The sequence below is a fragment of the Maribacter hydrothermalis genome (assembly GCF_001913155.1).
GTDB lineage: Bacteria > Bacteroidota > Bacteroidia > Flavobacteriales > Flavobacteriaceae > Maribacter > Maribacter hydrothermalis.
This window is the reverse complement of sequence record NZ_CP018760.1, coordinates 1,468,429-1,484,829: the sequence shown is the minus strand read 5'-3', so window position 1 is coordinate 1,484,829 and position 16,401 is coordinate 1,468,429. Positions and strand designations below refer to the sequence as shown.

The window sequence follows — 16,401 nt, the reverse complement described above, 5'->3', positions numbered from 1 at the left end:
ATTATTCTATTATTGGCATGAATATTTCCGCATTCCAGCGCAAGGCATCACCACCCATATTAGGGTTGTTAAAAAAGAACTCAATAGGTTTTTTGTCTACTTCTATATTATTTTTTTTAGCATAATTTAAAAGTGTATACCAAGCTCTGTCCGAAGTCATATAATTGCCATTGTAAATTGCCTTTAAAGATCTACGACCAGTAAAGTCCTTATAGATAAGGTTTTTTATGATCGGAAGGGAATCTGTTTTAATAATTGGGTAGCAAAAGTTAAAGGCAATACTATCATTTTGCATATTCCAGTGAGATGTTTCGATAAAGGGGACTCCATTTAATTGTATGCTATTGTTAGTTATTACAGAATTTAAAAATGGATAGCTCTCCATCATTGCAAACGCTTTTTTACTTTGTACTGTCTTATGAGTTACACAAGCACAATAAGTGGCAGGTAATTTTTCTTCACCAATAAAATTTACTTTAAAATCTTTAAGATGGTCATTTAAGTTTTCAATAAAATCTATGACCGTTTTTCTGGCTTTCTTTTCAAAATTTGTATCTGTAAATGGAATAAAAAATTTGTTTTGAAAACTATGGTCTGGATCTTTTACATCTACGATTAATTGTGATGTTGAATCTGTAATCGATGAAATTCTCCAATTATAAATATGCGTTGAATCTGTTAAGTGTATAGTTTGTTTTAAATTCTCTAGATTATCTATTTGTTGAATAGTAGCATTTGTTAGTGATTGATTCCATGCTTTTAAAGTTTGGTTGATAACTCCAATATTGGTCTTTGCTATCACTCTTACTTGGTAGTCCTGTGGTTTTATTAAAAAATACCAAATTAGTCCAATAGAAACAACAGTTATTACAATAATAAAACCTCTTTTCATTCTATTAAGTTGGGTGTAATAATCTAATTAATTTTCATTTTAATTTTAGAGTTTAAAAGTGCTCCAATATTTCTACCTTGACTAACGCCAACCTCTATTGCTGCTCTATAATGTATACCACCATACATTCTGCTCATGGCAGCTTCGTCCGCAGCCTCATTAAAAGAGTTAAAATTTCTTATAGGTAATCCATATGGTATTTCAGTGTCATCTGCAAAGTTGAAATTTTCACCAAAAATATTTGTTAAAGCTGTTGCTGCAGCTCCTGAAACTACGCTGTGGCCGCTTGTGTATTCAGGAAATGGAGGGGTTTGTAAAATTGGTTTCCAGTTCTCGTCTATATGTTGGTTAATAAGTGTTTCAGGTCTTATTAAATTACTTCTATATTTTTCGTCCCAACAACTAATAAAACCATCTGCAATTGCTAATGAAGTTTTGGTATATGCAAAAACAGTATCATCGAAATCACTATCTGTTTTTTTACATGCTATTTTTGTGATTCCAATCCAATGTGCACCCGGAGTTATTTTTTTAGTTGCAAACATTAAGTGACCCCTAGTAACCGAAACGTATGGGTTACAGTCCCAAAATTTAGCCATTGCTACTTCATCGGATTCATCTCCCTCTGCAGTAATTTTATTACTAACTTCATAAACCTCAAGTAACTCTTTGTAAAAGTCGGAGTCTTTTTCCATGGAAAATACAGGTGGTGGTACTGGTTTAAATTGCGCTGCTGAATCTAAAACAAAAGGGCGTATTTTACTCCAATGAGGTTCAATGCCATCCATATATGCAGGAGGTGTAGGTTGCCATCTAGAAGCATCATCTGTATCTACAGTAAACTTAGGCATCGTCCGTGTTTGGCTGTAATTGTCCTTGCTCATCCATTCTTTAATATGTTCGGCAACTTTTAATCCGTAGGTTTTAGAAACTTCAAATTCCGTTTCGTTGATCTTTCTCCATTTATTGAATAGGCTGTCTTGTAAAACATCAAATTTATCTTCAGAGAAGATAAGTTGACGACTAATATTCATATGCGCGATTAAAGCCGATAATTGGGGGTTAATACCAGAAATAGTATCTATTTCGGGAATCGGTTTCAAATCGGTCAATTGACCAGCAAGCGATTGGTAATCGGGGTTTGTTTGTGCTATGATCTCATAGGCGGCAATATTTGGATAAGCAAATATTCTACTAGCTACCGGTGGGGAAAAAATATCATGAATCATTATCTCTATAACATGATCTATTGAGTTATGTAATTCATCGGGCGATATTTGAATAGGCTCTTCTTTCTTGGTGCAACTAACAAGAAAAAGACTGATCATTAAAAGTGTAATATACCTTTTCATAGTTTTATCTTTCACGTATTTTATAAACTTCTGCTGCTTCGTTATTAAAAGTAAGCAATAAGTAATTTTCATTGTTTGAATGGATTATATTCATCTTTCTAATTGATTTCCCCATTAATTTCAATCCAATTTTGTTGGCTAAGATAATATTGTTAGCATCATTTATCAAAGCCCCAGGAAAAGAATCGAAACGACCATGATATGGCTTAACACCAAAATAATTACCAGCTGCTAATATTTCTGTCTTGTCATCACCATCAAAATCGTATTCTAAAAAAGACATAATGGGAGCTAGCTGTAAATCTAAATCAAAAGCTACAAAAGTAAATTTGCCATTGTCATTGCGTAAGTACCCAGAACTTAATGTATGTACTTTTTGAATTTCAGCATTGGACAAAATTTCTGGATTCAATATTTCCTCAATAGATTTTCCAGCAAATGAGGTGTAATTGTTGAACTTTTTACGAAGGAAAACTAATTGACTTGATAGTTCTTTTAAGCCATCTATTGGATAATTTTTACCATTTTTATATGTACTAACGATTGTTTCGGTATCCCCATTTTTATCCAGGTCACCATAATACATCAACATTGGATGATCTGGTGATGCAGTAAATTTTGTGTTCATACCCCAATTGCCTAACAAATAATCTTGGTCGCCATCACCATCAATATCAAAACTGGAAACAGTTTGCCATAATCCATTGATTTTTTTATTTGTTAAGGGGAATGTTTCAGAAAATTTACCTTTTTTGTTTTGAAAGAAACGGGGTGACATCCACTCACCTACAAACAAAATATCTTCCCAACCATCATTGTTAAAATCTGTCACGACAGCATCTGTAACCATTCCTAATTCTTTAAAGGGACTAGCAGCTACAGTAAAGTTGCCATTGGTATTTTCTAATAAATAGCTATTTGGTTTTTTGCCGTAATCTGCACTTATAGATTGATTGCAAACTAAAACATCTAAGTCGTTATCCTTGTCATAGTCTAGTTTTAGTAGCAATGATGCGTTTTCATAAAACTCTGGAAATTCTTTTTTGCCAAAAGTGCTATCATTTGCTGTGTAATAACTATCCGTAAGTGGGTTCATTTTATTGAAAAAATCAGCCCCACCAGTGCCTATAATCAAATCGTTTTTTCCATCATTAGTAAAGTCGCCAATAAGCGATGTTATATCTTCTTTTATACTATCGTTTTTAACTTCAGGAAATATTCTTAGGTGAAAAGTAGAATCGCCCTGTATATAAATTTGGGAAGGAAAGTACTTAGAACCACCAAAAAATACGTCTTCTTTACCGTCTTCATTTAAATCCCCAACACTTACTGCAGGACCTCTATCGGACATTTGGTACGGAATTAACTTTTGACGTAAATAGTCGCTGTAGGTATCTTCAATATGTATATAGTTTATACCTAGATTATTAATTGTTTTCTCAAAAATTGACTTTGTTTTTGGATGTAAGGATTGGTAAACAAATGGCCTGGTGTTTTCTGGCTTAATATTTAGTGTTTGGTTGGTTGTAATATGTTTAATTGTTTGAGCACTTTTATTTGGCCAAATAATGAGTAAAGAATCGACTGTATTAAGATCATTATAACCAAAATGAATTATAGGTTCAGAAGAGGCTTGAAATCCACGTACGGTATACATTTCTTTAAATTGTTTTGTGCCATTAGAATATGAAAATATTTTGGTACCTATTCCTTGTCTGTTTTGGTCAGTATAGTTTAATTTAATTTTTAACCAACTGTTTTTATTATTAGTTGTGTTTTCTTGAATTAACGCCGCACTATACAGGTTGTTGGTTACCAAATCTAAATCGCCGTCATTATCTAAATCTCCATAAGCTGTTGCGCCAGAGATAATTGTATCTTGAGCAATCCATGTTTTAGATTCATCTATAAATTTAAGATTTGATGAACCTTTAAATATCATATTTCCTATGAAACCAGATGGCATCAATTCCAGTGCCTTTTGGTCTACAAGGTTAGTATTGTTTATTTTTTGTCTAATATTCTCGTTTGAAATGTAATTAATGTAATCGAGGTCGTTTGGTCTTTTTGGGATACCATTACTAATGTATATATCTTGTTCACCATCTTGGTCGTAATCTCCAAAAAGGGCGCTCCAACTCCAGTCGGTAGCCGCTACACCACTAATGAGTGCAGTTTCTAGGAAAGTACCATCTGGTTGATTTATAAAAAGCATATTTCTAGTATATTGATTATGATAACCAAAAGTTTGGGTTTTGAGTTTTTGAATTTGAATATCATCATCCCCTTCAGATGTTTTTAAGACGATTTCATCTTGTGCCAACATATCTAAAGAAATTAAATCGGGCAAGCCATCATGGTTTATATCTGCTACATCACTACCCATTGAAAATCTAGAGGTATGACCAAAATATTGTTTTAAACTTTCTTTAAAAGTGCCGTCGCCATTATTTAAATAGTAGTAATCATCTTCGTGAAAATCATTGCCAATATATAAATCGGGATAACCATCTTGGTTAAAATCAGAAACAGCAATACCTAAGCCATAGCCGTTAGTACCTCCATAGATACCTGCTTCTTCACTAACATCTACAAAACGACCATTATCATTCCGTAATAATTTGTCGCCTGTTTCGTAATTTCTCTTAAAACGCACGTTTGCATTACCGTAAGAATCTTGAGTATGCACTGCATGATTTAATAAATAAATATCAAGGTCACCATCCAAATCATAATCCAAGAAGGCGGCCGATGAACTATACGATTCAAAATCAAGGCCATAGTCAGATGCACTTTCTTTAAATGTAGTATCTCCTTGATTTATAAAAAGCTCATTATGACCGTTAAACCCGTTTAGACCAACTACTGCGCAAACGTAGATATCCAGAAGTCCGTCACCATTTACATCACCCATAATTGTCCCGGTATTCCATGAGCTATTACCTTCAACACCTGCAGTTGCAGTTATATCTTCAAATTTCAGATTTCCTTTATTGAGGTACAATTTGTTTTTTACTTGATTGCCCGTTAAATAAATATCTGGCAGGCTGTCGTTATTTATATCACCAATAGCAACACCACCACCATTATAAAAATAGAGGTAATCTAAAATACTAAGGTCTTTAGTCGGGGTAAGGGTGTTTTCAAAAGTTATTCCTGTTTCACTCGAAGAACGTTGAATAAATAGCTCGCCAGAATTTTGCTCACAACCAATGCAAAAAATCAATAAGCTTAAAAATAAAATGCTATTTTTCATTTAATTTATAAAGTTTTGGACTTTCATTATTGATTGCAGTAATTATAAATTGTTTTCCATTTTTATCTTTCAGAACTTGAATATGTTTTACTTCATTTCGTATAAAGAATCCACTATCCGCATAATTTTGCCATTCAAAACCAAGTTTGCCGTCACCTAATAAAACATTTCCATAATTAGCATCCAGCCTAGAGTATTGTGGTTTAAATTCGAAATTATTACCTGCCATTACTAGGTCTAAATTTCCATCTTTATTGATATCTAAACATTGAATACCACAAATACAGGAAAATTGTACTTGAGGTGGTAATATCTTTATAGTAAAATTCCCATTACCGTCATTTATTGCAATAACAGATTCAGAAATACTGGATAGTTTTAGAATGGTATTATCTAATACATTTTTTGGAAAAAGTTCATGAATAGTTCTCTTGGCATAATCTGATGCTTTGATGTTTTTCTTTTTCAGGGCTAATATCTGTGATGTAAGCTCTTTCTTTTGGTGTAGAGGATAATCTCCACCATCATAATTTTGGGTCGTAATTTGCTCTATGGTACCATCATTGTCAAAATCATTTACCCACATTTTCATAGGTTTGCCCGGTTTAGGTTTGTAATGAAGATTGCTGCCCATATTGCCTAAGATCAAATCTTGGTCGCCATCATTATCCAAGTCGTAACCTGCAACAGCTCCCCACCATCCATTTAGGCTGTCAAGTGAAGTTTTATTGTAACTTAATCTTCTGCCAGAGTTCTTGTAGATTTTGGGGCTTCCCCAATCGGAAACCGTTACCAAATCTTTTTTACCGTCACCATCCATATCTAACCATTTAGCATCAGTAACCATGCCTGCATCTTTTAAATCGTAGGCAGCGCGTTCGGAAACATCTGTAAAAGTACCGTTTCCATTATTTAATAGAAATAAATGATCTGGATTAATGCCATACGTGCTAACAACACTTCTGGAACCTATAAAAACATCTATATCTCCATCATCGTCAAAATCTGAAGGGGCAATAACAGCTACATTTTTATTCGTCGTCGGCAGTTTATTACTGCTTATTGTAAAATTACCATTCCCATCATTTAGATATAAACGAATTCCATAGGTGCCTTGCATACCTAGTTCATTACCTCCAGTACCAACCATTAAATCTAAGTCTCCATCATTATCAGAGTCAAAAAATGCTGCGGCAGTATCTTCTAAAGATGATTCGGTTTCAAAATATTTAACAATAGGTTTCGACAGTGAGCCATTTCCTGTATGTAAATACAGGGCACCTGATTGGTCTTTCCCGCCACCAATGAAAATATCATCATTACCGTCACCATTAACATCACCTACGGTTAATCCAGGACCCTCTTCTGCTAAGGATCTAGAAATTAATCCTTCATTGTCAAAATCCATGTAGTTGTTTTCTTCATGTATCAACAAAGTATTATTTTCTATTTGTTTTAATAGAGTTGGGTTATTTTGTTTTATAGGTTTAAAAATTTCTTTCGCATCATCTTGAACAAATGTTATTGATTGATTCGCCTTTACATTTGTAAGCTTTACAGTTGCATCATTTGGCCATATAATTCTAATAGAATCCAATTCTTTTGTGGCGCCAAGACCAATGGTCATAGGGTAATCTACAGAAGATTGAAAACCTCTCGACGGCATTAAAGTTTGGTCAATAACATTGTTTGGGTAGTATAAACGAGCAATAGTTCCAACGCCAAATTTATTACCATCGGATCCTTTGAAATTCAGTTTTATGAAATTATTTGTCGATTGGGATTCTGAATTGTTTCTGTAAATAAAAGTTTCCATGTTAACATTGTTAACTACAAGGTCTAAATCACCATCATTATCTAAATCACCATATGCGGAGCCATTAGAACGGCTAGGGATTTCGAATCCCCATTGTTTGTTGTAATTACTAAAGGTAATGTCACCATTGTTTCTGTATGCATAATTTGGCAAAGGTGTAACAGGCATTTTATTTATAATAGAATCAATGGACTCTTTCCTACCTGTCAATGCCATTTTTTGGATGATTTCATTTGCAAAAAAATCTACAAAATCTAAATCGGTTAAATCGTGATTAATACCGTTTGTAACGTAAATATCTTTTAGGCCATCGTTATCCATGTCAAATAACAACCCAGACCAACTCCAATCTGTTGCTTCAATACCGCTGTAATACGCCACTTCTGAAAATGAACCATTCCCATTATTTAATTGTAAAGTGTTTTGGATATACTGTTGATGAAAGTCTTTGCTTTGTTTTAGTTTGAAAACATTGTAGCCTTCAAATTCCATAACTGATTTTACACGCTGGTCTGGCTCTGGTAGCATGTCGGTAATAAAAATATCTGTTAGTCCGTCATTGTTAATATCAGCCATATCAACACCCATAGCAGAAAGGCTAAGATGATTGGTCCATTTTTGCACCTCTTCGGTAAACGTACCATCTTGGTTGTTGATGTATAAATAATCGCGTTCGTAAAAATCGTTAGAAACATAAATATCCGGATAAAGGTCGTTGTTTATGTCAATAACCATTACTCCTAGTCCAAAACCAATAAGGCTGCCATAAATTCCTGCTTTTTCACTTACGTCTACAAACTTTCCATTATCATTTCTAAGTAGCATGTCGCCAACTCCTCTAAAAATTTTTGGCACACCTTCCCAATCTTGAGCTCTTACTTCTCGTTGTTCTGCATAGCCAAGACTACTTACAGGAATATTGCTATTGTTTAAAATATAGGCGTCTAAATCGCCATCTTTATCATAGTCAAAGAAAGAGGCGTGTGTTGAAAACCCAGTTTCTGCTAAATTATATTCATGCGCTTTTTCCGTAAACGTACCATCACCTTTATTTATGTAAAGGTCATTATCATGGTTGTTGCCTTCCATATTACCAGCATTACTAACATAAATATCTAGTAAACCGTCATTATTTATGTCGGCCATGACTACCCCTGTAGACCAAGGTTTGTTTCCGGAAATTCCTGCAGTTTCAGAAATGTCTTCAAATTTGAAATCACCTTTGTTTAGGTAGAGTTTATTAGGCTCCATATTTCCTGTAAGAAATATGTCAGAAAGACCATCATTATTTATGTCTCCAATTGCTACGCCGCCACCATTATAAAAATTTCGGTATTTAAATATGTTAAACTCTTTGGAGTTTTGCACCTTGTTTATAAATGAAATGCCAGTTTTCTCCGAAGGTAATAAAGAAAAAAGTGTGGGTTTTAATTCTTTAATTGATTTATTAGAATCATTTTCAGAGCTACAGGAGTAAAAAAGTGTGAAAAGAAAGCTAAGTAAGAATAGCTTAGGCAAAATTGATTTCATTCTTAAAATTTTATGATAGTATTTCCAAAACATTATGAATTAAGATATTGTACATAGATAAAAGGAAATTTTCTGGTAATTTTTAGTATAAAAGATATTTGTAGATTACAATAAATTAGTACTCTGCTTTATTTATTTTAATAATGCTAAAAAGAATGAATCATTCATAAATGAGCATCTAAAAATTTACCTGCAAGATAGCCAAATACCTACTATTTGTTAGCGTATATAATTAAAAGTCAGTGTTAATATTTACCGAAATCGTTGTAGACGATGTTATAAAAAATGAATTATTAGTTTTTCATGTGTTGAATTTAGAAGTAATGAAAATAATCCAATATATTTAACCTTGACTAAATAACAAACAACAGACCAAATGATAGGGATTTTATCTTTTTTAGGCTTTACAGCCTTAGTAGCAATAATTTCATATTTCGCAACAAGAAGTACCAATGAGCAAACTTCAGATGGGTATTTTTTAGGGGGAAGGAGTTTAACAGCGGGAGTTATTGCCGGGTCATTGTTGTTAACTAATTTGTCTACAGAGCAAATTGTGGGTTTAAACGGTAGTGCATATACAGACGGTTTGTCTGTCATGGCTTGGGAAACTTTGGCAGCAATAGCTATTGTTGTTACTGCAATATTTTTACTTCCAAAATATTTAAAAGGAGGCCTGACCACAATACCTCAGTTTTTGGCAAAAAGATTTGATGTAACTACAAAAACTATTACTTCGGGCTTATTCCTTACAGGTTATGTAGTAGTATTACTGCCGGTAATTCTGTATTCTGGATCCGTTGCAATTAGTGGAATGTTTGATGTGCCTACATTATTAGGCGTTTCTGATAGTACGGCATTGGTAATTTGTATTTGGGGTATAGGTCTTATTGGATCTGTATATGCCGTTTTCGGAGGTTTGAAGGCGGTTGCGGTTTCAGATTCTATAAATGCCGTTGGATTGTTGATAGGAGGATTGCTTATTCCGATATTCGGATTGATGGCAATTGGTGACGGAAGTGTTTTTGAAGGCTTGGATATTTTGGTAAGTACAAATCCAGAACGTTTTGATTCTACTGGAAATACAGGGCAAGAGGTTCCATTTTCAACTATTTTTACCGGAATGATGTTAGTGCAGTTATTTTACTGGGGAACCAATCAACAAATAATTCAAAGAGCTTTAGGGGCAAAGAATTTAGCAGAGGGTCAAAAAGGATTGTTGTTAGCTTCTTTCTTAAAAATACTAGGTCCATTAATCTTGGTGTTGCCAGGTATGATCGCTTACAATTATTTCGATGGAGGTTTAGCGTCTAGCGATTTAGCGTATCCGGAATTAGTAAGAGCGGTATTACCAAAGCCATTAGTAGGTTTTTTTGCGGCAGTATTGTTCGGAGCAATTTTAAGTTCTTTTAATAGTGTCTTGAACAGTTCTGTAACCTTGTTTGGTATTGATATTTATAAACAACATATTAATCCAGATGCGCCAGAAACTACAGTGGTTAAATATGGTAAAATTTTTGGAATTTGTCTTGCCTTGGCGGCGATGTTCATAGCCCCATTAATTGCTAATGCAGGTAGTTTGTTTAACTACTTACAGGAAATTAATGGTATTTACAGTATTCCAATCTTTACCATTATAGTAGTAGGCTATTTAACGAAAAGAGTACCTGCAATTGCTGCCAAAATTGGAATTATATCTGGTTCGGCTTTATATATTATTAGCCAGTTTTGGCTAAAGGGAAAGTTTATTGATGAGGCGTTAGAAAATGCAAGTACATCGGGAATTACGGATCCAGCACAACTTAAATTAATTGAGGCTGAAGCGTATCCTCATTTTTTACATATTATGGCCATATTATTTGTTACGAATATTATTATTATGCTTGTTATTGGAGCACTAAAACCTCGTAAAGAACCTTTTGTTCTTGAGTATACTGACCAGGTGTCAATTACTCCATACAAGTATGTAAACCAAGTAGGTATTGCAATATGTTGTATTGTAATCGGTATCTATGTATATTTTGCTAGGTAGAAAAGCTGATGAAATTAGCTTTGTAGTGTAGTTTTAAAATATAAGTAACTCCCTCGGATTACAGTAAGTAATTTGAGGGAGATTTGTTTTGTGCATACTTGATTATTAGTTAGGATGGTAATTTTTATTGCTTAATGTCAAATATTTGTAATACCACAGTACAGAGTGATAATACGAAAGATTTAGATATTATTAGATATGTTTTATGTAGAAAATGGGGCATGGTTTTGTTTTAAGAAAAGCATGTTTTAGATGTATTGTTACTAAAATTTAGGATTGTATAAAAAATCCTTCTAATTATTGGATTTGGATGGGTATATAGATAAAGGCAGTAACAATCTTGTTATATTGTTTATATTATTGAGCGTGAATAGTTTAGGTGCGGGGTATATAAGCGAAAAGGCCTCCAATTTTATTGGAGGCCTTTTTAACTTAAACTTAAAATTATTTGTACTTAGTATCCTGGGTTTTGCACCAAATTAGGATTTGCAAGTAATTGTGCTGGTGGAATAGGGAACACATTGTAATCGTCGTTGTTTATAGTTCCTTCCGCTTTAAATAACCAATCTCTACCAAATTGACCGAAACGAATTAAATCGTTACGTCTCCAAGCTTCTTGGTATAATTCTCTACCTCTTTCATCTAAAATATCTTGCTCAGAAACTGTTCCTAACAACTCTTGTGTGTTACGAATTGTTCTTAGGTCGTTAATCATAGCTGTTGGGTCACCACCGCTTCTAAAAATAGCTTCAGCTTTCATTAAATGTGCATCTGCATATCTGAAAACGATTTGGTGACTAATTGAGGCATCACCATTTCTAGCAGCATATTTTTGAATACGAATACCAGTAGTTTCATCATTATTGATGAAATTAACAGCTCCAGAACCATCTTTAAATTCTCTTTTAAAAGTAAGAGGAGCACCTTGTCTATCTTCTAATGGTGTTCCATCCAAGGCGTACTGTTGGTTGATAAGAAAACCATAACCAACATTAGAACCATTAACATAACCATCTTTTTCAGCAGCATAAGGTTGATTTGCAAAAGGAACGCCAATAGTTGGTACACCACCTCTACGTTCTTCTTGACCATTTGCAGGATTTTGAGAAGCATCTAATTCGTTAAATTCAGAATCACCTTCGAATAGGTCATAAAACTCAGCAAGCGTACTAAAACCGTTCCAACCACCACCTTGTATGCTGGTGTTGTTGTAGTGAAGTCCCATTACTACTTTATTTATCGTATTCGCTTCTAAAGACCAGATAGTCTCAGTATCCGCGTCTGGTAAGAAAAGGTCAAAATAACCATCTTGTAAAGCATAACCGTCAGCAGTAATTGCATCAACTAAAGAAATTACTTCAGCCATATCGCCTGAATCAGGAGTACCTCCAACATAGATATGCTTGTTCAAAAGAACTTTAGCCTTTAAATATCTGGCTGCAGCTTTGCTGGCTCTACCGTTTGCATCTCCACTTAAAGCTACTGTTGCCGGTGCATTGGTAATGGCAGTTTCCAAGTCAGCAAGTATAAAATCTAAAGCTACTTGACCAGTTAGTACTTCTGGAATACTTGATGATGGTAAAGAAGTATCTCTAAAAGGGACTTGTCCAAAGTTGTCTAATATTACCCACATACTATAAGCTCTCAGGAAGCTTGCATCACCAATATTAGTTGCTGAGGGGTTACTTCTTGAGTCTAGAACCTGAGATGCTTGTAATTGGTAAGAATTCCATTTTTGGAAAAGATTTACGATGAACGTATGTTGGCCATCCCAGTCATGAGTGTGCATTACTCTCCAAAGTCCATTATCGCCCCAGTCACCACCACGGGTAGGTATTAAATGTTCATCTGAGGTTACCTCTTGAAGAGCGAAATAATCTTCTTGTACGGCATATTGTCCTGCTAGAGTACCATACAGATTTGTTACGGTTGATGAAGGGTCAGCTAATCCTTGAAACCCTTCAGAAATGATTGAATCTGTTTCTTCTATTTCTAAGTCGGTACAGGAAGTAACCCCTACCAACGATAGAATAGAAAGCGTTAAGATTTTAAAATTATTTTTCATGATATACAATTTTTTTAATTAAAATGATGCGTTAATACCAAAAGTAAAAGTTCTTGGTCTTGGATAAGAGCCATAATCTATACCTCTAGATGGTACACCTGAACCTAAATCACCTGTATTAGCAGTAACTTCTGGGTCTAAACCACTGTAATCTGTAATCAAGAATAGGTTTTGACCTGTTAATGATAGTCGTAGAGAGCTAAATGCTCCTTCACCTGATAATGGAACATTATAACCAATGCTTGCATTTTGAAAACGTACGAAATCTCCTTTTTCTAAGAAACGAGTAGAAGCATCTGCCGAAGCACCAGGATCTTCTCCACTAGTAAGTACGTTCTGTGTTACGTTTCTAGAGTTAGAAAGGGCTCCTGCAGTGAAATAGGCATTTTCAGTATTGTTATATACCGAGAAACCAAATTGACCTTGAAAGAATACAGATGCATCAAAATCCTTAACTTTCAAGTTTAAACTTAAACCAGTTGTAATATCGGGCAAAGCATCTTCACCAACAAACGTTTTGTCAGCAAAAGGATCTCCTACACCATTTCCGTCAACATCTTGATATGTTGGCGAACCAGCACTATCAAAACCGGTAAAAATTGGTAAGTAGTAAGAATATAATGATTGTCCAGAAGCAAAACGTTGCGAAAATGCACCTGTTAAACCTGGACCGTTTACAGCACCAGTATCAATTAAACCATCAAAATTTTGAACTTCGTTATTGTTATAGGCAATATTGAAATCTGCAGAGAAGGTAGCGTCATCCGTTCTTACAAAATCGTAGCCCAATGCAAATTCAACACCTTGGTTGATGATACTTGCGTCTACATTTTGGAATTGGAAAGGGTCTACAGCAGGTGCGGCAGGTGGAGTTTGTAAAAGAACGTCGGTTGTTTCAGTTCTATAAACATCAATACTACCACTTAAACGATCATTGTTGAATCCAAAATCGAAACCTGCATTTAAGTTGAAAGATGACTCCCATTTTAAGTCAGGTCTGTCAGTTGCGACAATTGCAGTACCATTTGCGTTAATGTCAAGGTTTTGCTGAACAGTTAAATCAGAAAAGCGTTGTCTTGCAACAAAGTTACCATAACCTAGACCATCTTGGTTACCAGTGATACCTGCGCTTAAACGTAATTTTAGCGTAGATACGTTTTCTCCAACAAAATCCTCTTCGTTCATCTTCCATGCAAACGCACCAGAAGGGAAGTAACCGTATTGGTTTTCAGGTCCGAATCTAGAAGAACCATCAGCTCTCATAGTTGCGGTAAACAAGTATTTGTCGTTCAAAGTATAATTCAATCTAGTAAAGAAAGATTGTAACTCATCCGTATTGTCAAATGAATTGGTAAACACAGAAGTTACAGGACTGTCAAGAGTTCTTCCTAGCTCCTGTTGTGCAACAACGGTCGGTAACAATCTATTTATTAAAACTCCGTTGGTGTTAGGTGCATAATAAGCTTGTTGGTATGAGCCTGAAACAGAATTCTGTAAATCACTTACAGCACTTCTTAAATCTCTACCCATTGCATTTAAATCACTAGTTGTATAACCTCTACCACCAGCATTAAATCCGTAAGTCTGGAAATCTTGGTAACCAAAACCAACTAAAGCTTCTAAACTAGAGTTTTCAAATTCTGTATTATAGTTAACAGTTGCTTCAAAAGTTTTGTTGTCTCTTTTTAACACTCCGTAGTTACCACGACCGATATCCGTAACACCGTTAAGGTTTATAATATCTCTTGAGATAACAGAAGTATTAGTTGCTTCAGCGACATCTAAACCTGCATTTAATTTTGCCGAAAGTTCAGAAGTAAAGTTATACTGTATAGAACCGTTTAATAAATATCTATCAGTATTGGTAATGTTTTGTGTGTTGTCAAGTGCATTTTGGGGATTCACATTTAATCCACCAGCATTGAAACTAGAATTAGAAGGCCAAGTAGGGTTTGCAGCATAGGCACCACCTAAAACATCACCTGATGCACCTGCTTGTGCACTAATCGGTGCTTGAGAATCGTTAATTCTAGCAACGGACATTTGTAGACCAAGAACTAATTTGTCATCTAAGAAACGTTGGTTAAGATTAATTCTACCTGTAATTCTTTCCAAATCAGAATTTTCAACGATACCAAATTGTTTTCCGTAACCGAATGTTGCTCTTACGTTACCGCTGCCATAGTTTTTAGAATAAGAAAGGTTTTGGTTTTGAGAAGCAGTAGACCTAAGTACAACTTGTTGCCAATCTGTATTAGCTCCGAAATCAACAGCACTTGCATTACCACCAACAGCAGTAACTCCAGTTAAAAATTCAGAAGCATCTAAAAGGTCAAAAGTATTAGCAGCTTTAGAAATACTTAAAGAACTAGAAAAGTCCCATACTCCTTGGCTACTTCCTTTACCACTTTTCGTAGTAATGATAACAACACCGTTTGCTCCACGAGAACCATAAATGGCTGTTGCAGATGCATCTTTTAAGATACTGATGCTTTCAATATCATTTGGGTTTATAAAGTTCAATGGGTTTTTAACAGCACTTTGCCCAAAACCTGTTTCGCCTTGTGGTGATGTATTACCGCTACCTAATGGAACACCATCAACTACGAATAAAGGATTGTTGTTTGCACGTACCGAGTTAGAACCTCTAATGTTGATTTGTATTCCCGCACCAGGCTCACCACTAGTTTCCTGAATGTTGACCCCTGCAGTCTTACCTTGTATTAATTGTTCCGGCGAAGCAATGTTACCTCCATTAAAGTCTTCAGCAGTAACAGCGGTTACAGAACCGGTTGCATCTTTAACAGTTGTTGTACCGTAACCAATGATTACTACTTCCTCAAGAGCTTCTGCATCTTCCTCTAAAGAAAAGTTTATAGAAGTTCTTCCGTTTACAGCTACTTCTTGCGTTTTGTAGCCAATATAACTTACGATAAGTACCGCACCGTCTTGAACTGACAAGGTGTAATTACCATCAAAATCAGTTTGCGTACCATTTGTTGTACCCTTTTCAAGAACACTTGCTCCTGGTAAAGGTCCACTTGCATCTGAAACAGTTCCAGATACTTCTTGTGCCTGTGATAGTCCAAAGCACAAAAATGTACTAAGAACCAACAGACTTTTAAGGAATGTAATCTTCATAAATTGTTAATTTAAGTTGAGTTAATTTAATTTCAATTGTTAAAAATATGTAAAATGACGTATTGATATGAATATACTGAAAGCTAAAAATTCACGAAAACGGTTTCGTGTTAATAACTTTTTATTATTACGAGAATAGTTATTGTGGACACCCAAATATATAATATTCTTAAATTTGAACAAAGTTATTGAGAATATACAATTTGGGTAAAGATATTAAAAAATATAATTTGGTAAACTATAAGTTTTTTTTAGAACTTAATGCCGCTTTTAGCTTTTAGAATAAATTAAGTCATTATCTTAAAAATTTTAAAATATTT

7 protein-coding genes are annotated in these 16,401 nt (G+C 34.6%); 1 reads left to right on the top strand and 6 read right to left on the bottom strand.

Translation table 11 applies throughout. The annotated features are described in order from the left end of the window. Position 1 precedes the first annotated feature (1 nt). The 4 genes from BTR34_RS06325 to BTR34_RS06310 are packed head-to-tail and all read right to left on the bottom strand — an operon-like array spanning position 2 to position 8,846. Complete coding sequence (locus BTR34_RS06325; protein WP_068485208.1) at positions 2–892, bottom strand: transcriptional regulator; 891 nt, start codon at positions 890–892, stop codon at positions 2–4. Positions 893–915: 23 nt separating this feature from the next. Then, the gene (locus tag BTR34_RS06320; protein ID WP_068485774.1) at positions 916–2,244 is read right to left on the bottom strand and encodes a vanadium-dependent haloperoxidase; all 1,329 of its coding nucleotides are present in this window, start codon (positions 2,242–2,244) and stop codon (positions 916–918) included. 4 nt (positions 2,245–2,248) lie between these two features. Then, the gene (locus BTR34_RS06315) at positions 2,249–5,500 is read right to left on the bottom strand and encodes a VCBS repeat-containing protein (RefSeq protein ID WP_068485207.1); all 3,252 of its coding nucleotides are present in this window, start codon (positions 5,498–5,500) and stop codon (positions 2,249–2,251) included. After that, positions 5,490–8,846, bottom strand: a complete 3,357-nt coding sequence (locus BTR34_RS06310; protein ID WP_068485776.1) for a VCBS repeat-containing protein — start codon at positions 8,844–8,846, stop codon at positions 5,490–5,492. The genes BTR34_RS06315 and BTR34_RS06310 overlap by 11 nt, the downstream gene beginning before the upstream one ends. A gap of 376 nt (positions 8,847–9,222) precedes the next feature. On the opposite strand from BTR34_RS06310, the gene BTR34_RS06305 reads away from it, so the two are divergent. After that, positions 9,223–10,875 (top strand): solute:sodium symporter family transporter, encoded by a 1,653-nt coding sequence (locus BTR34_RS06305; protein ID WP_068485206.1) that lies wholly within the window; start codon positions 9,223–9,225, stop codon positions 10,873–10,875. A 454-nt stretch (positions 10,876–11,329) separates the two neighbouring features. Here BTR34_RS06305 and BTR34_RS06300 read toward each other — a convergent pair whose 3' ends face one another. Together BTR34_RS06300 and BTR34_RS06295 are read right to left on the bottom strand one after the other, a co-directional pair. Continuing rightward, positions 11,330–12,940, bottom strand: a complete 1,611-nt coding sequence (locus BTR34_RS06300; RefSeq protein ID WP_068485205.1) for a RagB/SusD family nutrient uptake outer membrane protein — start codon at positions 12,938–12,940, stop codon at positions 11,330–11,332. Positions 12,941–12,958: 18 nt separating this feature from the next. Beyond that, positions 12,959–16,081, bottom strand: a complete 3,123-nt coding sequence (locus tag BTR34_RS06295; RefSeq protein ID WP_068485204.1) for a SusC/RagA family TonB-linked outer membrane protein — start codon at positions 16,079–16,081, stop codon at positions 12,959–12,961. Positions 16,082–16,401 lie beyond the last annotated feature (320 nt).

What these genes read in the sequence shown, in the direction of transcription:
- BTR34_RS06305 (WP_068485206.1), top strand. Translation starts at nt 9,223, where the DNA reads ATGATAGGGATTTTATCTTTTTTAGGCTTTACAGCCTTAGTAGCAATA.
- BTR34_RS06315 (WP_068485207.1), bottom strand. Translation starts at nt 5,500, where the DNA reads ATGAAAAATAGCATTTTATTTTTAAGCTTATTGATTTTTTGCATTGGT.
- BTR34_RS06325 (WP_068485208.1), bottom strand. Translation starts at nt 892, where the DNA reads ATGAAAAGAGGTTTTATTATTGTAATAACTGTTGTTTCTATTGGACTA.
- BTR34_RS06300 (WP_068485205.1), bottom strand. Translation starts at nt 12,940, where the DNA reads ATGAAAAATAATTTTAAAATCTTAACGCTTTCTATTCTATCGTTGGTA.
- BTR34_RS06320 (WP_068485774.1), bottom strand. Translation starts at nt 2,244, where the DNA reads ATGAAAAGGTATATTACACTTTTAATGATCAGTCTTTTTCTTGTTAGT.
- BTR34_RS06310 (WP_068485776.1), bottom strand. Translation starts at nt 8,846, where the DNA reads ATGAAATCAATTTTGCCTAAGCTATTCTTACTTAGCTTTCTTTTCACA.
- BTR34_RS06295 (WP_068485204.1), bottom strand. Translation starts at nt 16,081, where the DNA reads ATGAAGATTACATTCCTTAAAAGTCTGTTGGTTCTTAGTACATTTTTG.